The organism is Streptomyces sp. NPDC058671 (assembly GCF_042716475.1).
GTDB lineage: Bacteria > Actinomycetota > Actinomycetes > Streptomycetales > Streptomycetaceae > Streptomyces.
In genome coordinates, this window is record NZ_JBHXSA010000006.1 from 262,331 (window position 1) to 284,497 (window position 22,167).

General features: G+C 70.5%; 19 protein-coding genes and 3 tRNA genes. 4 read left to right on the forward strand and 18 right to left on the reverse strand.

The window, feature by feature from the left end; translation table 11 throughout:
* Positions 1–28 precede the first annotated feature (28 nt).
* The 15 genes from ACFWV2_RS10365 to ACFWV2_RS10435 form a co-directional block, all read right to left on the reverse strand.
* On the reverse strand, positions 29–1,741 hold the full coding sequence (locus ACFWV2_RS10365) for an NAD(P)/FAD-dependent oxidoreductase (protein WP_384404544.1): 1,713 nt from the start codon (positions 1,739–1,741) through the stop codon (positions 29–31).
* 200 nt (positions 1,742–1,941) lie between these two features.
* The gene (locus ACFWV2_RS10370; RefSeq protein ID WP_384404546.1) at positions 1,942–2,886 is read right to left on the reverse strand and encodes a MarR family winged helix-turn-helix transcriptional regulator; all 945 of its coding nucleotides are present in this window, start codon (positions 2,884–2,886) and stop codon (positions 1,942–1,944) included.
* A gap of 257 nt (positions 2,887–3,143) precedes the next feature.
* Positions 3,144–4,613: an MFS transporter gene (locus ACFWV2_RS10375; RefSeq protein WP_384404548.1), complete on the reverse strand. Its 1,470-nt coding sequence runs from the start codon at positions 4,611–4,613 to the stop codon at positions 3,144–3,146.
* 88 nt (positions 4,614–4,701) lie between these two features.
* Positions 4,702–5,361 (reverse strand): hemerythrin domain-containing protein, encoded by a 660-nt coding sequence (locus ACFWV2_RS10380; protein ID WP_384404550.1) that lies wholly within the window; start codon positions 5,359–5,361, stop codon positions 4,702–4,704.
* Positions 5,362–5,534: 173 nt separating this feature from the next.
* Positions 5,535–6,845 (reverse strand): cation:proton antiporter, encoded by a 1,311-nt coding sequence (locus ACFWV2_RS10385; RefSeq protein WP_384404552.1) that lies wholly within the window; start codon positions 6,843–6,845, stop codon positions 5,535–5,537.
* Between the two features lie 29 nt (positions 6,846–6,874).
* Positions 6,875–7,456, reverse strand: coding sequence for an NADPH-dependent FMN reductase (locus ACFWV2_RS10390; RefSeq protein WP_384404554.1), 582 nt, complete (start codon positions 7,454–7,456; stop codon positions 6,875–6,877).
* 10 nt (positions 7,457–7,466) lie between these two features.
* Complete coding sequence (locus ACFWV2_RS10395; protein ID WP_360783971.1) at positions 7,467–7,868, reverse strand: nitroreductase family deazaflavin-dependent oxidoreductase; 402 nt, start codon at positions 7,866–7,868, stop codon at positions 7,467–7,469.
* A 203-nt stretch (positions 7,869–8,071) separates the two neighbouring features.
* On the reverse strand, positions 8,072–8,545 hold the full coding sequence (locus ACFWV2_RS10400; protein WP_360783974.1) for an ester cyclase: 474 nt from the start codon (positions 8,543–8,545) through the stop codon (positions 8,072–8,074).
* Positions 8,546–8,603: 58 nt separating this feature from the next.
* Positions 8,604–9,212: a nuclear transport factor 2 family protein gene (locus ACFWV2_RS10405; protein ID WP_384404556.1), complete on the reverse strand. Its 609-nt coding sequence runs from the start codon at positions 9,210–9,212 to the stop codon at positions 8,604–8,606.
* Between the two features lie 8 nt (positions 9,213–9,220).
* Positions 9,221–9,595 (reverse strand): dehydrogenase, encoded by a 375-nt coding sequence (locus ACFWV2_RS10410; protein ID WP_384404558.1) that lies wholly within the window; start codon positions 9,593–9,595, stop codon positions 9,221–9,223.
* A 245-nt stretch (positions 9,596–9,840) separates the two neighbouring features.
* A complete protein-coding gene (locus ACFWV2_RS10415; protein WP_384404560.1) occupies positions 9,841–10,101 on the reverse strand; it encodes a transcriptional regulator in 261 nt (86 codons plus the stop codon).
* The gene (locus ACFWV2_RS10420; protein ID WP_384404561.1) at positions 10,098–10,724 is read right to left on the reverse strand and encodes an OvmZ protein; all 627 of its coding nucleotides are present in this window, start codon (positions 10,722–10,724) and stop codon (positions 10,098–10,100) included. Before ACFWV2_RS10420 ends, ACFWV2_RS10415 begins: the two co-directional genes overlap by 4 nt.
* A 931-nt stretch (positions 10,725–11,655) precedes the next feature.
* Positions 11,656–11,732: transfer RNA gene (locus tag ACFWV2_RS10425), tRNA-Ile, on the reverse strand.
* Between the two features lie 165 nt (positions 11,733–11,897).
* Positions 11,898–11,970: transfer RNA gene (locus ACFWV2_RS10430), tRNA-Asn, on the reverse strand.
* A 5-nt stretch (positions 11,971–11,975) separates the two neighbouring features.
* A tRNA-Asn gene (locus ACFWV2_RS10435) sits at positions 11,976–12,048 on the reverse strand.
* A gap of 157 nt (positions 12,049–12,205) precedes the next feature.
* On the opposite strand from ACFWV2_RS10435, the gene ACFWV2_RS10440 reads away from it, so the two are divergent.
* From ACFWV2_RS10440 to ACFWV2_RS10455, 4 genes are all read left to right on the forward strand, one after another.
* A complete protein-coding gene (locus tag ACFWV2_RS10440; protein WP_384404564.1) occupies positions 12,206–12,517 on the forward strand; it encodes a YtxH domain-containing protein in 312 nt (103 codons plus the stop codon).
* A 30-nt stretch (positions 12,518–12,547) separates the two neighbouring features.
* Positions 12,548–13,987: an FGGY family carbohydrate kinase gene (locus ACFWV2_RS10445; RefSeq protein ID WP_384404566.1), complete on the forward strand. Its 1,440-nt coding sequence runs from the start codon at positions 12,548–12,550 to the stop codon at positions 13,985–13,987.
* Positions 13,988–14,060: 73 nt separating this feature from the next.
* Complete coding sequence (locus tag ACFWV2_RS10450) at positions 14,061–15,794, forward strand: ABC transporter ATP-binding protein (protein ID WP_384404568.1); 1,734 nt, start codon at positions 14,061–14,063, stop codon at positions 15,792–15,794.
* Positions 15,794–17,725 carry an ABC transporter ATP-binding protein gene (locus ACFWV2_RS10455; protein WP_384404570.1) on the forward strand — a complete coding sequence of 644 codons (1,932 nt, stop codon included), beginning with the start codon at positions 15,794–15,796 and terminating at the stop codon, positions 17,723–17,725. Before ACFWV2_RS10450 ends, ACFWV2_RS10455 begins: the two co-directional genes overlap by 1 nt.
* Before the next feature lie 78 nt (positions 17,726–17,803).
* Here ACFWV2_RS10455 and ACFWV2_RS10460 read toward each other — a convergent pair whose 3' ends face one another.
* The 3 genes from ACFWV2_RS10460 to ACFWV2_RS10470 are packed head-to-tail and all read right to left on the reverse strand — an operon-like array spanning position 17,804 to position 22,116.
* Complete coding sequence (locus ACFWV2_RS10460; RefSeq protein WP_384404572.1) at positions 17,804–18,880, reverse strand: RNA polymerase sigma factor; 1,077 nt, start codon at positions 18,878–18,880, stop codon at positions 17,804–17,806.
* Positions 18,881–18,937: 57 nt separating this feature from the next.
* Positions 18,938–20,827 (reverse strand): DNA primase, encoded by a 1,890-nt coding sequence (gene dnaG, locus ACFWV2_RS10465; protein ID WP_384404574.1) that lies wholly within the window; start codon positions 20,825–20,827, stop codon positions 18,938–18,940.
* Positions 20,828–20,853: 26 nt separating this feature from the next.
* Entirely contained in the window at positions 20,854–22,116 is a 1,263-nt protein-coding gene (locus ACFWV2_RS10470; RefSeq protein WP_384404576.1) for an NAD(P)/FAD-dependent oxidoreductase, read from the reverse strand.
* Positions 22,117–22,167 lie beyond the last annotated feature (51 nt).

Genomic DNA, 22,167 nt, shown 5'->3' on the forward strand with positions numbered 1-22,167 from the left:
GAATGCCGGTGTCGGAGCGTGCGCGCACCTAGAGGAGTTTACGGACCTTGGACCCGGCCTTGACGATGCCGAGCAGGAATTCCCGGCCGACGCTGTTCATCTCCGGGGGCGCCTCGACCGAGGCCCAGTAGAGGAAACGGGCCATGGTGGCGACCGACGGATAGATGAACCGCTTGTTCTCGTCCTTCCATCCGAAGACGGGATTGACGATGGGCGACTCGTCGAGAAGCTTGAAGATGATGTCGGCCGCCTCGTCCCCGGACAGGGCGCCCGCCTCGTACTTCTCGCAGGCCTCCGCCGTCGTCTCGAGGAGGATCTTGAACTTGTCGCTCTGCGGCCACCACAGTCCGGGGTGGTCGTTCTGCTCCAGCTCCCGGAAGTGACGCTGGTCCTTGTCCTTGAAGTGCTTCAGGCGGGCCCGGGTCAGGCGCATCGTGCCGGGGGTGATGAACGAACCCCAGACCCGGAAGACGGCGTTCCAGAGGCGGAAGTGCGAGAAGGCGATGAAGGAGCTGTTGACGATCTCGTCGTTGTACTGGAGCAGCCCCTGCTCCAGGCGCTCCACGTACGCGAAGCGCTCGGCCGAGAAGTCGCCGTCCTTGAGGGCCTCGAGGAGTCGCGAGGTGAGGGCGTCGACCACTTCGAGGGTGTTGGACAGGCCCCGGGAGAACAGCGGGTCCAGGAAGCCGGCGGCGTGCGACATCAGGCACCAGCGGTCGCCGATGGTCTGCTTGGAGGAGTACTGGAGCCGGTCCGTCGAGACCCACTCGCGGACCTTGCTCGCCCCGTCGAACTGCCGCTTGACCGCCGGGTACTTGTCGAGGAAGAGCTCGAACTCCTGCTCGGGGCTGATGTCCTTGGGCTTGGGGTAGGTGCGCTCGTCCATGGTCAGGCCGACGCTGCACAGCGGGTTGCGGGAGTCCTTGTGGTTGTCGAACGGGATGATCCAGAACCAGCCGCGTTCGATCAGGTGGTGCATCGTGCCGGTGTGCCAGTCGGCCGGCGGCCGCAGCTCCTTGGGGTGGCCGCTGACGTCGTCGAACCGCTTCACGCCCACGTAGTGCGTGAACATGGAGCGGGAGTGGTGCTTGAAGCGGGCCGGCTTGTCGCGCAGGTCGAACTTCTCGGCGAGCGGCGAGCGGAACCCGGAGGCGTCCACCACGTACTTCGCGCGGAACGACTCGGGCTCCGCGCCCGGCGCGCCGCTGCGGCCCGTGACCGTGACGCCGTCGTCGTCGAAGTCGACGTCACTGGCACGCCAGCTCTGCTTCGCCACACAGCCGTACTTCACGGCGACGTGGAACATGAAGGAGTCGCTGTCCTGCCGGAACATGTGGCTGTTCTGGTGGAAGATCTTGGGCAGCGCCAGCTGGGTCGCCTCGCGCGGGTCGGGCTCCTTGCCGACCTCGTGCTTCATGAACCCGAAGTGGGCCTTGGTGCCGAAGGTGGGAGCGATGTCCCTGGTGCTCTGCCGCACACTGGCCAGGCTCTTGAGTTCGGGGAGCTCGTGGCGCTCGGCGAGAATGTGGATCCATTCGACGAGCTGCGGGGTCATCGACTCACCGACCGCGAATCGCGGATGGGTTGTTGCGTCGACGAGAAGAACCCTCGCTCCGTGTTTCGCGAGAATGGCTCCGGTCACCGATCCGGCGATACCGGAACCCAGGATGATGACGTCGTACGTCGCTTCCCTGGGTATGTCGTCCGTTCCTTTGGGCCTTTCGTTCGCCTGCGTGACCACGGGCCGTCTCCTTCGTCAGGTGGGGTGCGATCAGGTGCGAAAAGAGGGCATGAAAAACGGGCCCCTCCGGTGGCTTGGAATAGCCTTGGGGAGGAACCCGAAAAACGGCACGACTGAACCGCTGAGGAAAGCGTGACAGGAATTGCCCGGGCGGTCAACCCCTGCCGGGAAAAGGCGGGTCGACCAGAGCCGGCCTGGGCTCAGCCACGCCGCCCGGCCGCTTCGGCGACGCCGGGGTGGGCGGGTTCGAGGAGCTGGACGAGCAGGGAGCGCAGCTCGTCCTCGCCACCGGGCCCGAGCAGCGAGGCGATGTCCGCGGCGAGCTGGTCGACGGCATGGGCGACCGCCTTCAGCTGGGTGTGCCCGAACTCGGTGAGCTCCAGGGCGTGCCGGCGCCGGTCGTGCGGGTCGCGCCCGCGGTGGACCATGCCGCCGTCGACGAGCTCGTCGACCAGCTGCGAGGTCGCGGGCCCCGTGATGGCCAGTTCCTGGGCCAGCCGCTGCTGCGGACAGGGCCCGGAGATGGCGAGGATGGACAGCGGTCCGTAGTGGCGGACCCGGAGGCCCGTCCCGGTCAGCTTCTCGTCGCCGAGCCGGCGCAACCGGTGGTGGGCCTGCTCGACGAGGTGCTCGGTGCCCTGCACGAGGTCCTGGGTGCCCTGCGGGAGCAGCCGCGCCAACAGGGTGTTGAGGCGGGTGACCTGCTCGGGGCTGAGGGCGGCGGTGAGCCGCGCGTCCCGCTCGGCGACCGCGCGGCGTCCCGCCTCCACGGCGGATCGGCCCACGTCGGTCAGGGAGAGGATGTACTGGCGGCGGTTGTCCGGATTGCGTGTGCGGAGGACCTGGCCCCGGTCTTCCAGGCGGTCGATGACGCCGACCATGATGGTCCGGTTGATGCCGAGGCGCTCGGCCAGGTCGAGCTGGGAGACCCAGTCACCGCCGGTCAGCGCGTCCAGGACGAGGAAGTCCCGGGAGCCGTCCTCGGGGCCGTCCGCGAGGGACGTGAAGTGGGCGAAGACGCGGCGCAGGAGGTAGCCGATGAATCCGGTGAGCGCCTCCGGCAGGACGCCGGGGACCTCGGCCGTGGCCTCGGTCGCCGAGATGGGGTTTCGCGTTGCGTCGGGCTCGCCTCGCACGATCGTCATCTCCCCTTCGGAACCGGGTAACCGAGTATACGGCGGACGGCCGCGGCCGAACGGGGCCCGGACCACCGGCTTTCCCCTGCCGAGGGAACCGCGCCCTCCCGAGGCGCCGTCCCCTGCCGGGGGATCCCTCCCCTCCCGTACGTGCCGCCCCCGCCGTACGCGCCCGCCTCCTCCGGACACGCCTGACCCCGCCCGGAGGGAGAGAGGGTGGCCCGGGCGGGGTCAGGGTGGAGCGGGCGGAACGTGGCGGGCACGGCTCAGTGAGGCTGCGCCTGCGGTGCCGTGGCCTTGATGGTGCCGAGGGTCACGAGCAGGGCGAGCAGGTAGATGCCGCCGCCGATGAGGAGCCCGTAGGAGTAGCCGGTGGTGAGCGCTTCGGAGCGGTCGCCGGACAGCCTGCCCTCGGTGATGACCGAGGCGGTCGCGGCGAGGATGGCGAGACCGACCGCGCCGCCGATCTGCTGGCTGGTGTTGATCAGGCCCGCCGCGATCCCGGTGTCCTCGGGGGAGACCCCGCGGACGCTGATGACGGTGACGGTGACGAAGACCAGGCCGAGGCCGAACCCGCAGACCAGCTGGGCGGGCAGGAGAGCGACGAAGGCGTTCTGGCCGGGTGCCAGGAAGCTGAGCCAGACCATGCCGGCGATGCCGACGACGAGCCCGACGGCGATGACCGAGCGCTCGGGGACCTTGGCCAGCAGCTGCGGTCCGACGCCGCCGGCCGCGATGCCGATCCCGATGGCGAACGGGAGGTAGGCGAGGCCGGTGATCATCGGCTCGTACCCCTTGACGATCTGCATGTAGAGCGTCAGGAAGTAGAAGGTGGCGAACATGCCCGCGCCGACCAGGAACATGATCGCGTTGGCGCCGGCGCGGCTCTTGTCGGCCACGACGGCACCCGGCACCATCGGCGCCCGGCTGGAGCGCTGGATGGCGATGAAGGCGACGATCAGCACGACGGCGACGGCCAGGGCGATCAGGGTGGTGCTGTCGCCGAGGCCCTTCTCGCCCGCCCGGTTGATGCCGTAGACGAGGGACCCGAACCCGAAGGTGGCGGTGAGCGCACCGGGGATGTCGACCTTGCCGCGGTCGCGCTCGCTCTCCTTGAGAACGCTGGTGCCGATCAGCACCGCGACGGCGATCGGGATGTTGATGTACATGACCCAGCGCCAGCTGAGGAACTCGGTCAGCGCGCCGCCGAGGAGCAGGCCGACGACCGAGCCGAGCCCGCCCATGGCCCCGTACACGCCGAGCGCCTTGTTGCGCGCGGGGCCCGCCGGGAAGGTGGAGGCCAGCAGGGAGAGCGCCGTGGGCGCCGCGATGGCGGCGCCGACGCCCTGGAGGACTCGGGCGATGAGCAGGACGTCGCCGCTGCCCGCGAGACCGCCGAGCAGCGAGGCGAGGGTGAAGATGACGAGCCCGGTACGGAAGACCCGCCGGCGGCCGAAGAGGTCACCGGCCCGTCCGCCGGCCAGCAGCAGCCCGCCGAAGGCCAGGGCGTAGGCGGTGATGACCCAGCCGAGGTTGGCGTCGGAGAGGCCCAGGGCGCTCTGCATGCTCGGCAGGGCGACGGCCACGATCGTGTTGTCGAGGACCAGCATCAGCTGGGCGGCCGCGATGACCGCGAGCGCGAGGCCGAGCTTGTCCCCGGTCGGGGCCGGTGCGGCGGAGCCCGGAGGGGCCCCGGCGCCCGGTGGGACGGTTTCGGTTCTGTCCTGCATAGACATGAACGTCTCCAGAGGTGGTTCGGGGAGGTGGATCCGGCCCCTTCCCGACCCCCAGGAGCGGGACGGGCCGGCCCGGAGAGAGCGGGGTTCAGCGTCCTGCGGCGTCCTTGACGGCCCAGATGTCCAGGTCCTCGTAGGCGGCCCGCCATTCGGTCTCGTAGGCGGCGCGCAGGGGAGGCGGGAGCTTGTCGAGGATGGTGGCGACCCGGGCGGCGTCGATGTCGTCCAGGAGCCAGGGGAGGTAGCGGTTGGCGTCGCCGCCGATCCGGTTCTTCTGCTCGACGCTGAAGGCCGTCCACTCCTCCGCGCTCAAGGTCAGGTCCATGAGCGCGAGCGCCTCCCGCTCCTCGTGGTCGAGGTGGGCACGGAGGTCGGTGTACAGCGTGTCGACGAGGCCACCGAGGCGTTCGGTGCCCGCGTCGCGGTCGGCGAGGGCCGCGTCGATGTCCGTCAGCAGCGGGTCGATGACGGCGTGCTCGGCCTCCATCGCGTCGAGGAGGGCGATCTCGGCACGGGCGTCGCGCCCGTCCAGCGCCTTGTGCATCGCGGGCCAGACGGTGAGGTCCTCGGAGGTGTGGTGGGCGGTGAGGAACTTCTTGAACAGCTCCCAGCCGACCGCGGTGCTCAGTACGTGGCGCGGGTCCTCGTCCACCCGGGAGGTGATGCGCGCGATGCGCTCCAGTTCTCGGCGGAGCGCGTCGTGGATGGCGAACATCATCGTCATGTCGAGGTTCTTGAAGTCGCCCATCGTCTCTTCCCTCTCCCTGCATGCGTCCGGTCCCTGCATGCGTCCGGCTTGGGACGAGGCTATCGTCAACTCCCTTAACTATCAACTGGGGAACCATCACAGATCCAAGCACTCTGCGAAGCCGGGTCCCCTCCCCCGGCCCGGGTGCCCCCGGAGTCGGGGCTTCCGGCCGGTTACCGGGTGGTGTCCACCGACTGCCGGGAAGTGTCCACCGGCTCGTCCGCCGGCCTCTTCTCCACCTCCGGCTCCTCCTCCGGCATCCCCTTGCGGATCCGGTCCAGCGCGGGAGAGGTCGCGGCGGTGGTGATCAGCGCCATCAGCACGAGGATCGTGAACAGGTCCTGGCCGATCACCCCGAGGCCGAGCCCGACGTTCAGCACGATCAGCTCGGTCAGACCGCGGCAGTTCATCAGCGCCCCGATCGACATCGCGTCCCGCCAGGACTGGCCGGAGAGCCGGGCGGCCCCGGTCCCGCCGCCCCACTTCGCGAGCACGGCCACCGCCAGGACCGCCCCGGCCCAGAGCCACTGCACCGGGTCCGCGGCCAGCAGCGACACATCCGCCCGCAGACCGGTGGTGACGAAGAACAGCGGCAGCAGTACGGGAACGGCGAAGGCCCGCAGCCGGGCGGCCTGGTACTCGATGACCCGGCTGCCGCGCGGTGTGACCGCACCGAAGACGAAGGCCCCGAACAGGGCGTGCACCCCGATCAGGTCCGTGGCAAGGGCGCTCAGGCACAGGCCGCTGAAGAGCAGGACCAGGACCAGGCTGTCGGTGGACGTCCGCTCGGCGCGGGCGGAGAGCCGCAGCAGCACCGGCCGCAGGACACCGAACATGAAGAGGGCGAAGCCGACCGCGAACAGCGCCGTCGTGACCGCTTCCACGGGGGAGCCGGCCGCCGAGACGGCGACCACCGCCGCCAGCAGGCACCAGGCGGTCACGTCGTCGAACGCGGCGCAGGCCAGCGCCAGCACACCGACCCGCGTCCGGTACATCCCCCGGTCCGACAGGATCCGGGCCATCACCGGGAAGGCCGTGATGCTCATGGCCACCGCGATGAACAGGACGAACGGCAGCCTGTCCACTCCCTCGGGAGCGAAGGACTCGTACATCCCGAGGGCGAGCAGCGTGCCGAGCCCCAGGGGCAGGGCGATGCTCACCAGGGACACCAGCGCGGCGGTGCCGCTCTGGGCGCGGAGCGAGCCCAGCTGCAGTTCGTGTCCGATGAGGAACATGAAGATGAGCAGTCCCAGATTGCCGAGCAGCCCCAGATAGGGGAGGGACGACGGAGGGAAGAGCCACGCCTGGGCGCTGGGCCACAACCACCCCAGGAAGGAGGGACCGAGCAGCAGGCCGACGGCTATCTCGCCGACCACCGGCGGCTGGCCGGCCCCGCGCACGACGCGCGCGCCTATCTTGCAGAGCAGGATCACCACGGGGATGGCGATCAGGAGATCGGGCAGGGGATCAACCGTAGCGGCCATCAGTTCTCCAAAGGGAGGGGTGAGGGTTCTCAGGAGCCGTAGGGGTGTACGGACTTGGCGTCGCGCAGGGCTCGCGCCCACCAGAGCAGCTGGTCGAGCATGAGCTTGGCGGCGGCCTCCGCGCCCTCGGGCTCGGCCGGGAACCGGCCCTGGGCGTCGTAGTGTTCGAGGATGCGCGGGAAGAGCACCGCGTCCTTCATGCCGACCGCGTGGAACTCGGCGAAGATCTGCCGCAGGTGCTCCACCGCGCGCACGCCGCCGGCCAGGGAGAGCCCGTAGCTCACGAACCCGACGGGTTTGGCCTCCCATTCGGCCTGGAAGCTGTCGACGAGGGTCTTGAAGGGGCCGGGGACACTGCGGTTGTACTCCGGGACGATCAGGACGAACGCCTCGGCGGAGGCGAGCCGGGGCCGTAGCGCCACCGCCACCGGGTCCTGCGGGTCGAGGCTTCCGGGCAGCTCGTGGTCGGCCACGTCGACGACGTCGAGGACCAGGTCCTCCCGGAGCCCGGCCAGCGCGGTGAACCAGCCGGCCACATCCGGTGCCAGCCTGCCGCCGCGCACCGAGGCGACCACGACCACGACCTTGACGGGCGACGCGGGGGAAACCACCGGGCGCCCCTCAGCCCGTCGCCGCGGAACGCGCGGCGACAGGAGTGAGGGAGAGGAACTGGGTCGCGTCGACCCGCGACAGGATCCGTCGGGTCAGGGCGGGCATCTTCGTCGAACCGTCGTCCGTGAAGACCACCGGGTCGCACACCGCGATCCGCCGGCCCCGCGTGGTGATCTCGCAGCCCCCGGCGGCCAGGACGTTCTTGACCCAGTCGGAGCCGGGGCCGTACGGCAGGGTGATGACGATGTCCTCGCCCCGGCGGAACAGCTTGACCGGGGTGGTGAAGGCACGGCCGGACTTGCGGCCGCGGTGGTGCACCTTGCCGAAGCCGGGCATCCGGCTCAGGACGGGGCCCACGAAGTGGTTGGCGACCGCCTTGTTGAAGCGGGCCACGCGTCTGTTGATGGGCACGACTGCCTCCTCGTTCTCCGCTCAGGGGCGGACAGGGGTGGGACGGGGGTTCGGGCGGAGGGGAGGGCGGGTCCTTCCGGAGCCGCCCTCCCCAACCCCCCCCCGCGGTCAGGCCTGGGGGGGGGGGGGGGGGGGGGGGGGGGGGGGGGGGGGGGGGGGGGGCGCCCCTTCCGCCCCCCCCCCTCCCCTCCCCCGCCGCTCGGTCAGGCCTGCTGCGGAGCGGCGGCCTTGGGGGTCAGCGGGCCGGTCGGCTTTCCGCCGGACTTCAGGAAGCGCTCCAGGGTGAAGTTGTCCACGAGACCCCACCGCTCGGCGATCTTGTCGCCCTCGAAGCGGAACCAGATGATGGCCTGGTGCTGGACCTGGAGCCCGGTCGGCTGGATGCCGATGAAGGGACCCGTGTGCTTGCCGTGCATCACCCAGCGGATCGCGGCCCGGTCGTCCTGGGAGATGAAGTCGAGGATCTCGTACTTGATCTCACTGAACGCGGACTGCTGGATGCGGATCGTGTGCTTGAAGGCCTCAGGTCCCCGCATGGAGTCGTCGTGACTGCCGTGGTTGCGGAAGTCCGAGGTCAGATAGCGGTCCGCGGCGGTGAGGTCCCCGAGGTCCAGGCCCTCGTGGAAGACCTTCTCGACGAGTTCGCGCTGCTGCTCGGGCGTGAGTGTGGTGGGCATGACAGTTCCTCCTCGGAACGCAGGGGTGGGGAAAGGGGTGTCGCCGGGCCGGGAGGGCTCAACGAGGGGTGTCGACGACCTCGAGGGTCCGGGCGTCGACCTCGGTCACTCCGCCGGGCGGAGAGCCGGTGCTCCAGACGATCCGGAGCCGCAGCCGCGCGAACCGCCAGCCGTCCGCCGTCCGCCGCGCGACGCCGGTGAAGCGCCCGCCGATCTGGAAGTAGGCGGAGGGCTGCGGCGGTACGGGCGAGCCGAAGTGGACGTGCGACGCGATCAGGCTCCAGCTCACCGCGGCCCGGTCGCCGTCCGGCTCGACGGAGGCGAGGGAGCCGTGGTGATGCGTACGGCTCCAGCGCTCCATGATCTGCCGCAGGAAGCCGTCGGCCCCGGCCAGACCCTGGTGGCTGCCCACCGGGAAGACGAGCTCCACGTCCTCGGTGAACAGGGACGCGGCCCACATCTCGTCGAAACCGGAGCCGGAGCCGGAGCCCGAATCCGTGCCGGAACCCGCGCCGGGCGCGGCGTCGGAGCCGGACGGGGTGTCGGCGAGTCCTTCGTCCAGGCTCGCCAGATAGCGGTCGATCAGGTTGTTCAGGGCCGCGACGTCGGACAACCGCGCCACCTCGGCGGCGAGTTCGCCGAGCGTGGGCCCCACGGATCCCGTCACGGGCCCCGTCACGGGACGCGGTGCGCGTCGGTCTCGGCGTCCGTCGAGTAGATCACCGCGTCGTCGGGGCCGTGCACGACCGCCTTGCCCGTGCCGGTGAACTTGCCGTCACCGGCGAGCCGGGCCTCGATGTCTATCTTGATGTAGGCGGCCCGGAAGCCGGTGGGGCTGATCTGGGTGACGTCCGTGTTGAAGTCCTCCCGCAGGAAGAACGAGAACGTCTCGTCACCGGTGGCCGTCCAGGAGCCGGCGCCCGTGCTCTTCTTCGTGACGACGACGAGCGAGCCGTCCTCCTTGAAGGTGACGGTGTAGTCGTCCACCTCGCCGTCGTGCGTGACCGTACCCGCCCACTGTCCGGCGGGCGTACTGGGAGAAACGGACATCGACCACACTTCCTCTCGCTGCTGCGGACAAAAAAGAATCCGCGTCCGGCACGAGGCCGGACACGGATTCTGGTGAGAGCTCGGGCCGCTGCGACGCCCGATTCGCCCGATCGCAAACGATCATGGAATCAGCGCGTGGAGCCGCCGAAAGGAGTGTGACACTCAACCTTCCGAACCGTCAACCCACCTATATTGCGGGCGTCCACCTCCCTCTCCCTCGCCCGGAAAAGCATCGTCGCCGCAGGTCACAGGTGTGATCGCGGCCGGTCACCCGCACTGGCCCCCAGTAAGTCATAGGCGCTCTCCGCCGGACGCCCACCGGCGGGGAGGGGTCCTCCGCGCTCCCTCAAGGTGAGCAGTTCATCAAGGTCGTATTCGGCTCGCTGCTTCCTTCCGTAGCGGGTGATCTTGCCGCGGGAGGCCCATTTGCGGATGGTCGCCTCACTCACTCCCATGGCCAGCGCGGCCAGCTCGGTCGACACGGTCCTGCGTCTCGGTGTCGTCATTCCGAGCACCTCGCCAGCTGACCCGCCACCATCAGCCACTGACGCGGCGGCAGCGTGTGCCCGGCGTCGCAGGAGACCTCGTTGAGGGCCGCGGCCGAGCCGCCGGCTCCGCGCACGACGGCCAGGAGCGTGCCCGTGCACTCGGGCTCCACGCACGCCCCGAGGGGCATCCCCCGCACCGGGGCCGGCCCGAAGAGGGCGCCGAGGCGCTGGAGCAGCCGGCGCACCTCCTCGTCGAACGAGACAGCGGCGGGGTGCCCGGCGATCCACTCCACCTCGTCGCGGAGGAACGCCACCAGCGACTCGATGTCGCAACCCCGCAGCCCCTTCCCCCCGCGCTCCTCGACGACGAGCCGCGCCCACGAGGCCAGTACGTCCGCGGCCTCCGTGCGCATCTCCACGGTCCGCTCGTCGAGCACGGTGCCCATGGATCTGGTGCCGCTCACCCGTTCTCGCATCCGGGCGGGCCCCGGGGTCAGGGCGTGGTCGCTCTCGCGGTACAGGCCGAGCAGGGTGAGAAGTTCACCCCGCAGCCTCTCGACGCACATCGGGCAGATACGCCCGCAGAGGGTCGCGCACTCCCGGCCTGTATGGCCGACGGGAAGTTCAGGGTTCTTGTGCATCTGACTCTTCGAATCCTTCCTTCGGTGTCCGTACATGACGGCCCCGGGCACCTGCTGTGCCAAGCGGAGAAGGGGGCCGAGGAACGGGACTCGGAGCGGGCCGAGAAGGCGGGTCCGCAGGGTGTCGCTCCGGTCCGATGCGCTGATCCGTGACAGTGATGGCTGCAAACCGCCCGACGAGCGGGAACCCGGGGTCCGAACACAGAACACGCCGTGGAGACGGCGGACGAGCGGGCGTTCACCCCCAACGGCACCATGGCAGGCAGATTCGATCTCGCGCCTCCCCGGGACGGAGGTCCCGTCTGCTCCAGGACCGAGGACAGATGAGACACCCACCGGGGGACGACTGGCAACCGGACCGTAGTGGCCGAATGAGAACAGATGACTACAGGAGTATTTATGTTGGCGTCGAACCGATCCGCTCGCGTCCTCGGCGCAGACATCGCAGCACAGCGCCCGAACGGGAAACGGAATCTGACGTGCCATCAGCCCAGAGCCCGGAGTCGCGGCCCGGCGGCGCTGGCATGGCAGGTGGCTGGCACCCACCCCCCGGGGCCGAACGCCCGGACCGGACGTCGACGCACGGAAGTGGGGTGAATGCACCGCCAAGAAGATCGACACCACCCACTCGGCGCACCGAGTCACTACCGCACTCCGCACCCGTCATGCAACGAGATGAAGATCACAATGGAAACGGAACATTACCGGCCAGTCACGGAGACCTCGGGCAAGGAACCCCCACCCCTGGACACCGAAACCGGAACCGGATACGGGACGGCGGGAAGACGCGTCAGGAAGCCACGGGCGCACCGGACGCCGCGTCCGGGTGACGCCCGGCGTGTCGCTCGCGGGAAGCGCCGCGGGGGCGGTGCAGTGTGGTGCATGAAAAAGCTCGTGGTCCCAGGCAAAACCTTCCTGCGACCACGAGCGGTGGTGGGGCGGGTGGGACTCGAACCCACGGCCGACGGATTATGAGTCCGCTGCTCTAACCGGCTGAGCTACCGCCCCGATCGGTGAGGCGCGTACATGTGTGCGCGCCGTCTGCCGCAGCATAGCCGCTCATACGATCTCCTGCTCCGGAAGATCGGCTCTGCCGACCATGAAGACAACGGCGCGCTCCGCACGGTTCCCCGAGACGCGAAAAAGGACCCCGAAGGGTCCTCTTCCGTTCCGCTCCCCCGACTGGACTCGAACCAGTAACCCTCCGGTTAACAGCCGAATGCTCTGCCAATTGAGCTACAGGGGATCGCGCTCCCCCGACTGGACTCGAACCAGTAACCTGCCGGTTAACAGCCGGCTGCTCTGCCAATTGAGCTACAGGGGATTGCTGCGTCGCACCGAACGGACCCACTCCGGATGCTCCGGGCGGGCGGTTGCTCGCTGCGACACATACATTAGCGCAAGCAGGGGGGTGCTCCGCCAATCGGTTCGCCGTGGGCACCGCGATGCATCAGGGAAGCTCTCCAGGGAAGGTGATGGCCATGCGATACAAGCTGACGTTCGTCATGGGACTCGCCCTCGGTTACGTGGTCGGCACACGTGCGGGTCGCGAGCGCTACGAGCAGTTGAGGAAGTCCGCCAAGGAGTTCGCCCAGAACCCGGCCGTGCGCAACGCCGCCGAGTCCGCCGCCCAGACCGGGCGGCAGGTCGCGGGCAAGGCCATGCACGTCGTCGGTGACCGGGTGGGCGACCGGCTGCCGCCCTCCGTGGCCGACCGGGTCCACGCGCTGCGCGAGCGGAGCATGGGCAACGGGAGGGTCGAGGAGGACGAATGGGGCACCACCAACACCTGAACCGCCCCGCGTGCGGCAGAATCACCTGTCATGGGGATAGTCGCCGGACTCGACAGCTCAGCGGAGTTCACACGCATCGTCGTCTGTGACACGGACACGGGTGCCGTACTGCGGCAGGGGTACGCCCCTCATCCGGGCGAACCCAAGGCCGTCGACGTCGACCCGCAGACCTGGCTGCTCTCCCTCGGGGAGGCCGCGACCGGCGGCCTCCTCGAGGGCGTGCAGGCCATCGGCGTGTCCGCGCAGCAGCACGGGGTCGTACCGCTCGACGCGCAGGGCGGCCTCGTGCGGCCCGCGCTCGTCCGCAACGACAAGCGGGCCCAGGTGGCCGCCGCCGATCTCGTGGAGTCGCTGGGCGGACGCCGGGCCTGGGCCGAGGCCGTCGGCTCCGTGCCCGGCTCCGGGCAGCCGGTCGCCAAGCTGCGCTGGCTCGCCCGCACCGAGCCCGAGCACGCCCGCCGCATCGCGATGGTCCTCCAGCCGCACGACTGGCTGGTCTGGCAGCTCCTCGGCCGCCCCGCCCGGCGGACCACCGACCGCGGCGCCGCCTCCGCCACCGGCTACTGGTCGGCCCGCACCGGCGCGTACCGCCCCGACCTCGTCGAGCTGGCCCTCGGCCACCAGGCCGTGCTGCCCGAGGTCCTCGGGCCCGCAGAGGCGGCCGGCACCACGCCCGAGGGGCTCCTCATCTCCGCCGGTACGGGCGAGACGATGGCCGCCGCGCTCGGGCTCGGGCTCGGCCCCGGCGACGCGGTGGTCTCGCTCGGCGCCTCCGGCTCCGTGATGGCCGTCCACCACGAGACGCTCGCCGACCACAGCGGCATGATCACCTCCTTCGCCGACGCCACCGGCATGCACCTCCCCGTCGTCCACACCTCCAACGCGGTGCGGGCCCTGCGCGGTACCGCGGAGATGCTGGGCGCCGAGTCGCTCGACGAGCTGTCCGCGCTCGCCCTGAAGTCGACGCCGGGCGCCTCCGGGCTCGTCCTGCTGCCCTATCTGGAGGGCGAGCGGACCCCGAGCCTGCCGCACTCGGCGGGCACGCTCAGCGGGCTGCGGCGCGAGTCGATGAAGCCCGAGCACCTGGCGCGGGCCGCGTTCGAGGGGATGCTCTGCGCGCTCACCGACGCCATGGACGTGCTGCGCGGGCGGGGCGTCGAGGTGCGGCGGATCTTCCTGCTCGGCGCGGCGGCCGCGCTGCCGGCCGTGCAGGCGCTCGCACCCGCGCTGTTCGGCGCGCAGGTCGTCGTCCCCCAGCCGGCCGACTACGCCGCGCTCGGTGCGGCCCGGCAGGCCGCCTGGGCCCTCGGGGTGGCACACGGCACGCTGTCGCCGTCCACTCCCCCGGCCTGGCAGGGCGCCGCCGCGCAGATCCTGGAGCCGGGCGAGGACCGGTCGGCGGGGCAGGCGGTGCGGCAGCAGTACGTGGCGACGCGGGAGCAGATCCACCCGGGTGCGTTCGGTTCGTAAAGTCTTCGCCAGGGCTCGCCGCGCCCCCTAAACGAGTCGTCACGTCTCGGGGGCGCGGGCGATAGTAGGAGCCGTGCTCATAAGACTTCTCCGAACCCACCTCGGGCCCTATCGAAAACCCATCGCCCTGCTCGTGCTGCTGCAGTTCCTGCAGACCTGCGCGAGCCTCTACCTGCCGACCCTGAACGCGGACATCATCGACAACGGTGTCGTCGCGGGGGACACCGGCTACATCCTGCGCTTCGGCGCCCTGATGGTCGGCGTCTCCGTCGTCCAGGTGGTCTGCAACATCGGTGCCGTGTTCTACGGCGCCCGTACGGCGTCCGCCCTGGGCCGGGACGTGCGCGGTGCGGTCTTCGACCGGGTGCAGTCCTTCTCCGCGCGGGAGCTGGGGCACTTCGGCGCGCCCTCGCTGATCACCCGTACGACCAATGACGTGCAGCAGATCCAGATGCTGGTCCTGATGGCGTTCACCCTGATGGTCTCCGCGCCCATCATGTGTGTCGGCGGCATCGTGATGGCCCTCGGCCAGGACGTGCCGCTCTCGGGCGTGCTGCTCGCCGTGGTGCCGATCCTCGGGATCTCCGTCTCGCTGATCGTGCGGAGGATGCGGCCGCTCTTCCGGACGATGCAGGAGCGTCTCGACACGGTGAACCGGGTGCTGCGCGAGCAGATCACCGGCAACCGGGTGATCCGGGCGTTCGTGAAGGACTCCTACGAGGAGGAGCGGTTCCGCGCGGCCAACGCCGAGCTGACCGACGTGTCGATGGCGACCGGGCGGCTGATGGCGCTGATGTTCCCGACGGTGATGACGGTCGTGAACATCTCCAGCGTGGCCGTCGTCTGGTTCGGCGCGCACCGCATCGACAGCGGCGGGATGCAGATCGGCGCGCTGACCGCCTTCCTCGCCTATCTGATGCAGATCGTGATGGCGGTCATGATGGCCACCTTCATGTTCATGATGGTGCCGCGGGCCGAGGTCTGCGCGGAGCGCGTCCAGGAGGTCCTCGGGACCGAGTCGAGCGTGGTGCCGCCGGTGGATCCGGTGCGGACGCTGGACCGGCGGGGGCATCTGGAGGTCAGGGGGGCGGAGTTCCGCTACCCGGGCGCCGAGGAGTCCGTCCTGAAGGACGTGGGCCTGGTCGCACGGCCCGGCGAGACCACCGCGGTCATCGGCTCCACCGGCAGCGGCAAGTCCACCCTCCTCGGACTCGTCCCCCGGCTCTTCGACGCCACCGGCGGCGAGGTCCTCGTCGACGGCGTCGACGTCCGCAGACTCGACCCCGAACTGATGGCCAGGACCGTCGGACTCGTCCCCCAGAAGCCCTACCTCTTCTCCGGGACCATCGCCACCAACCTGCGGTACGGAAAGCCCGACGCCACCGACGAGGAACTCTGGCACGCCCTCGGCGTCGCCCAGGCCGCCGACTTCGTACGGAAGCTCGAGAAGGGTCTTGACGCCCCCATCGCCCAGGGCGGCACCAATGTCTCCGGCGGCCAGCGGCAGCGGCTCGCCATCGCCCGGACGCTGGTGCAGCGGCCGGAGATCTATCTGTTCGACGACTCGTTCTCCGCGCTCGACTACGAGACGGACGCCCTGCTGCGGGCCGCGCTCGCCCGGGAGACGGCCGACTCGACCGTCGTGATCGTCGCCCAGCGGGTCTCCACCATCCGGGACGCCGACCGCATCGTCGTCCTCGACGAGGGCCGGGTCGTCGGCACCGGACGGCACCGGGACCTGATGGCGGACAACGAGACGTACCGGGAGATCGTCCTCTCCCAGCTCACCGAGGCGGAGGCAGCCTGATGGCCGGTCCTGGCGGACGCATGATGGCCGGTGGCGGCCCCGACCAGCGGTCGATGGACTTCAAGGGCTCGGGAAAGCGGCTGGTCAAGCAGCTGGCGCCCGAGCGCGGCGCGCTCTGGGTGATGCTGATCGCCGGTGTGCTGTCGGTGGCGGCCTCCGTGGTCGGCCCGAAGATCCTCGGCAGGGCGACCGACCTCGTCTTCGCGGGCGTCATCGGGAACCAGATCAAGGACGGGACGAAGACGGAGGCGATCGCGAGGCTGCGCGCCGCCGGCGACTCCGGCATGGCGGACATGCTGACCGGCGTCGACTTCACGCCGGGGCGCGGGATCGACTTCTCCGCCGTCGGCGAGGTGCTGCTCGTGGTCCTCGGCGTGTACGTGGCGGCGGGCCTGCTCATGCTGGTCTCCACCCGCATGTCGATCAAGGTGATCAACCGGACCGTCTACCGGATGCGGGAGGACGTCCAGACGAAGCTGGCGCGGCTTCCCCTCTCGTACTTCGACAAGGCGAAGCGCGGCGAGGTGCTGTCGCGGGCGACCAACGACATCGACAACATCTCGCAGACGCTCCAGCAGTCGATGGGCCAGCTGATCAACTCGCTGCTCACGATCGTCGGCGTGCTCGCGATGATGTTCTGGATCTCGCCGCTGCTCGCGCTCGTGGCGCTGGTCACGGTGCCGGTCTCGGTCCTCGTCGCGGCGCGGATCGGCAAGCGCTCGCAGCCGCACTTCGTCCAGCAGTGGAAGTCCACGGGCGCGCTCAACGCGCACGTGGAGGAGATGTACAGCGGGCACAACCTGGTGAAGGTCTTCGGTCGGCAGGCGGAGTCCGCGGCGGACTTCCGCGAGCAGAACGACGCCCTCTACGAGGCCGGGTTCAAGGCGCAGTTCAACAGCGGTGTGATGCAGCCGGTGATGTTCTTCATCTCGAACATCAACTACGTCCTGGTGGCCGTCGTCGGCGGGCTGCGGGTGGCGAGCGGCACGCTGTCCATCGGTGACGTGCAGGCCTTCATCCAGTACTCGCGCCAGTTCTCCATGCCGCTGACGCAGGTCGCGTCGATGGCGAACCTGGTGCAGTCGGGCGTCGCGTCGGCCGAGCGGATCTTCGAGCTGCTCGACGCGGAGGAGCAGGAGCCGGACGCCCCGAAGAGCGAGAGCGAGACGCCCGCGGACCTCAAGGGCAAGGTGGCCCTCGAGGGCGTCTCCTTCCGTTACGAGGCGGACAAGCCGCTCATCGAGGACCTGTCGCTCACGGTGGAACCGGGGCAGACGGTCGCGATCGTCGGCCCGACGGGGGCGGGCAAGACGACCCTGGTGAACCTGCTCATGCGGTTCTACGAGGTGACGGGCGGCCGGATCACCCTGGACGGGGCGGACATCGCGAGGATGTCCCGGGAGGAGCTGCGGACCGGGATCGGCATGGTCCTCCAGGACACCTGGCTGTTCGGCGGCACCATCGCCGACAACATCGCGTACGGCGCCACGCGCGCGGTGACCCGGGCGGAGATCGAGGAGGCGGCGCGGGCCGCGCACGCCGACCGGTTCGTCCGCACCCTGCCCGAGGGGTACGACACGGTCATCGACGACGACGGGGCGGGGGTCAGCGCGGGTGAGAAGCAGCTGATCACCATCGCGCGGGCGTTCCTGTCCGACCCGGTGATCCTCGTCCTCGACGAGGCCACCAGCTCGGTCGACACCCGCACGGAGGTCCTGATCCAGAAGGCGATGGCGCGCCTGGCCCACGGGCGCACCTCGTTCGTGATCGCGCACCGGCTCTCCACGATCCGGGACGCGGACGTGATCCTGGTGATGGAGAACGGGTCGATCGTCGAGCAGGGCACGCACGAGCACCTGCTCGCGTCCGGCGGGGCGTACGCCCGGCTGTACGCGGCGCAGTTCGCCCAGGCGGTGGCCGAGGTCGACTGACCCGGGGCCGGTTCACGGCCGGCCCCTGCCGCGGTCGACGCGGCACGGGCCGGCCGGACGGGACTTCTGGGGGACGCCCTAGTCGAGGTAGCCGCGCAGTTGGTCGGCGTACGCGTGGTCGCGGAGTTTGTCGAGGGTCTTGGACTCGATCTGACGGATGCGTTCGCGGGTCACGCCGAAGAGGCGCCCTATCTCCTCCAGGGTCCGGGGCCTGCCGTCGTCGAGGCCGTAGCGGAGCTGGACGACCTTCCGTTCGCGTTCCCCGAGGGTGGAGAGCACGTCCTCCAGGTGGCGCCGGAGCAGCAGGAAGGCGGCGGACTCGACGGGTGAGGCGGCGTCGCCGTCCTCGATGAGGTCCCCGAGGGCGACGTCGTCCTCCTCGCCGACGGGGGCGTGCAGGGAGACCGGTTCCTGGGCGAGGCGGAGGACCTCGCCGACGCGCTCGGGGGCCACGTCCAGTTCGGCGGCGACCTCCTCCGCGGTGGGTTCGTACCCGCGTTCCTGGAGCATGCGGCGCTGGACGCGGATGACCCGGTTGATGAGTTCGACGACGTGCACGGGGACGCGGATGGTCCGGGCCTGGTCGGCGAGGGCCCGGGACATCGCCTGGCGGATCCACCAGGTGGCGTACGTGGAGAACTTGTAGCCGCGCGCGTAGTCGAACTTCTCGACGGCCCGGATGAGGCCGAGGTTCCCCTCCTGGACGAGGTCGAGCATGGTGAGGCCGCGGCCCACGTACCGCTTGGCGACGGAGACGACGAGGCGGAGGTTGGCCTCGATGAGCCTGCGCTTGGCGATCCGGCCGAGGACGACGAGCCGGTCCAGGTCGCCCGCGAGCCGGGAGTCGAGGTCGGGGGTGCCGGCGAGTTTCTCCTCGGCGAAGAGTCCGGCCTCGACGCGGCGGGCGAGCTCGACCTCCTCCTCCGCGCTGAGCAGCGGGATGCGGCCGATCTCGCGGAGGTACTGGCGGAAGAGGTCGGACGAGGGCGCGTTGCCTCCGGGGTCGGGGCGGGGGCGCTGCGGCGGGACCTCCGGAGGCTCGTCCGGTTCGCCGAGGGAAGGCTCCTGCGACTCGGTCCGGGTCTCGGTCTGCACGGCGGGCGACCTCCTGGAGGGGCGGAACGGCACCGTCGTCCAGTGTGGGGTACGACACATCACCGCCACGAGGGGCGTGCGGTGACTTTTTGAGACCGGGGCGTGACGGAACGTACGTCAGAGCGCGGCGGCGCCGTTGTTCCGCAGGGACTGCCCGTACTGGGTGAGGATCCACAGTTCGTTCTGGACGGCGGCGAGCTGCTCGGGGTCGCCGTGGGCGCCGAGTCGGGCGAGGGTGCCCTGGACGTCGCGGATGCGGCGGTCTACGGCGCGGAGCCGGACGGTGACGAGCTGGTCGCCCGCGTAGGCCTCGTCGACGGTCTTGGCGAAGATCGTCTCGACGGCGAGTTCGGTGACGAGGGCGCGGACGGTGTCGTTGGGGGCTGCCTCGCGTACGGCGGCGAGGTAGTCGGGCGGGGCTCCGGTGGCGCCGCCCGCGTCCTGGACGCACTGGCGGACGGCCGCGTAGGGCGGGGCGGTGAACTCGTCGGCCCCGTAGGCGTCGAAGGCCGGGGAGACCAGTTCGGGGCGCTGGAGGGCGAGCTTGAGGAGTTCGCGCTCGGTGCGGTGGGCGGGGCTGCGCAGGTTGAGCGCGGGGCCCGCGGCCGCCTGGGCGGGGGCGTGGATGTCGTAGCCGCGCTGGGGTGCCTGCTGCGCGGGGCCCTTCCCGCCGCGGTCGCGGGCCCAGCGGGCGAGCTGGGCGACCCGCTTGACGACGAACTGGGTGTCGAGGATGCCGAGCATGCCGGCTAGTTGCACGGCGACCTCGTGCTGGGCGCCGACGTTCTTGATGCGGGCGACGACGGGTGCGGCCTCGTCGAGGGCGGCGGCCCGGCCGGCGGGGGTCTCCAGGTCGTACCGCTTGACGATCTGGCGGAGGGCGAACTCGAAGAGCGGGGTGCGGGGCTTGACGAGGTCGGCGACGGCCTCGTCGCCCTTGGCGAGGCGCAGTTCGCAGGGGTCCATGCCGTCGGGGGCGATGGCGATGTACGTCTCGGCGGCGAACTTCTGGTCGTCCTCGAAGGCGCGCAGGGCGGCCTTCTGGCCGGCGGCGTCGCCGTCGAAGGTGAAGATGACCCGGGCCGAGCCGTTGTCCATGAGGAGCCGGCGGAGGATCTTGATGTGGTCGCCGCCGAAGGCGGTGCCGCAGGTGGCGATGGCGGTGGTGACCCCGGCGAGGTGGCAGGCCATGACGTCGGTGTAGCCCTCGACGACGACGGCCCGGCTGACCTTGGCGATGTCCTTCTTCGCCAGGTCGATGCCGTAGAGCACCTGGGACTTCTTGTAGATCGGGGTCTCGGGGGTGTTGAGGTACTTGGGCCCGTTGTCGTCGTCGCGGAGCTTGCGCGCGCCGAAGCCGACGATCTCGCCGCCGACGTCCCTGATCGGCCACATGAGGCGGCCGCGGAAGCGGTCGATGGGGCCGCGGCGGCCGTCCTGGGAGAGACCGGAGAGGATCAGTTCCTTGTCGGAGAAGCCCTTGCCGCGCAGGTAGCGGGTGAGGTGGTCCCAGCCGGCCGGGGAGTAGCCGACGCCGAAGTGGGCGGCGGCGGCCTGGTCGAAGCCGCGCTCGGCGAGGAACGTGCGGCCGATCTCGGCCTCGGGCGAGTCGAGTTGGTCGGCGTAGAACCGGGCGGCGGCCTGGTGCGCCTCGACCAGGCGGATGCGTTCTCCGCGCTGGTGGCCGGGGTTGTAGCCGCCTTCCTCGTACCGCAGGGTGATGCCCGCCTTGGCGGCGAGGCGCTCGACCGTCTCCGAGAAGGTGAGGTGGTCGATCTTCATCACGAAGGCGATGGTGTCACCGCCCTCCTGGCAGCCGAAGCAGTGGAAGAGTCCCTTGCTGGGGCTGACCTGGAAGGACGGCGACTTCTCGTCGTGGAAGGGGCAGAGGCCCTTGAGGTTTCCGCCGCCCGCGTTGCGGAGCTGGAGGTACTCGGACACGACGGCGTCGATCGGGACCGCGTCCCGGACCGCCTTCACGTCGTCATCGTTGATCCTGCCTGCCACGCGTGAAGTCTACGGGGGCGCGGACCCTACGGGATCAGGCTGTCCAGGGGGACGGACGGGTCGGCGAGGGCGTCGGGGTGCACGGCCGCCTTGGAACGGATGATCCGCTGGATGGGGTCTGTGACGTCCCACACGTTCACGTTCATCCCGGCGAGGACCCGGCCGTCCTTGAGCCAGAAGGCGATGAACTCGCGCTTGCCGGTGTCGCCGCGGACGACGACCTGGTCGTACGTGCCCGGGGGCGCCCAGCCGGAGTACTCCATGCCGAGGTCGTACTGGTCGGAGAAGAAGTAGGGGACGCGGTCGTAGGAGACGGGCTGCCCGAGCATGGCGCGGGCGGCGGCGGGCCCGGCGTTGAGGGCGTTGGCCCAGTGCTCGACGCGGAGCCGGGTGTGGAGCAGCGGGTGATGGGCGGCGGCGACGTCACCGGCGGCGTAGATGTCGGGGTCGGAGGTGCGCAGCGACTCGTCGACGGCGACGCCGCCGCCGTCGGCACGGTCGACGAGGGCGAGTCCGGAGTTCTCGGCGAGGGCGGTACGGGGGGCGGCGCCGATCGCGGCGAGCACGGCGTGCGCCGGGTGCTCCTCGCCGTCGTCGGTGCGGACGGCGAGGACCATGCCGTCCTGGCCGACGATCTCGGTGAGCCGGGCGCCGAAGTGGAAGCGGACGCCGTGGTCGGTGTGGAGGTCGGCGAAGAGCTGGCCGAGCTCGGGGCCGAGGACCCGGTGGAGCGGGGTGGGGTCGGATTCGACGACGGTGACCTCGGCGCCGTAGCCGCGGGCGGCGGCGGCGACTTCGAGGCCGATCCAGCCGGCGCCCGCGATCACCAGGTGGCCGTTGTCGCGGCCGAGGCCGGCGAGGACCTGGCGGAGGCGGTCGGCGTGGGCGAGCCGGCGCAGGTGGTGGACGCCGGCGAGTTCGGTGCCGGGGACGTCGAGGCGGCGGGGCTCGGAGCCGGTGGCGAGGAGCAGCTTGTCGTAGCGGATGACGGTGTTGTCGCCGAGGCGGACGGTGCGGGCCTCGCGGTCGACGGTGGTGACGGGCTGTCCGAGGTGCAGCTCGATGTCGTGCGCCGCGTACCAGGCGGCGTCGTGGACGAAGGCGCTGTCGCGTTCCTTGGCGCCGGTGAGGTAGCCCTTGGAGAGGGGTGGGCGCTCGTACGGGTGGTCGCGCTCGTCGCCGATGAGGATCACCCGGCCGTTGAACCCTTCGGAGCGGAGTGTCTCCGCCGCCCTGGCGCCGGCCAGGCCCCCTCCGACGATGACAAAGGTCTGATCCGCGTCGACCACGTCGTTACCTCCTCGTTGCGACCGTTTCCAACCTACGCCCCCGGGCGTCCG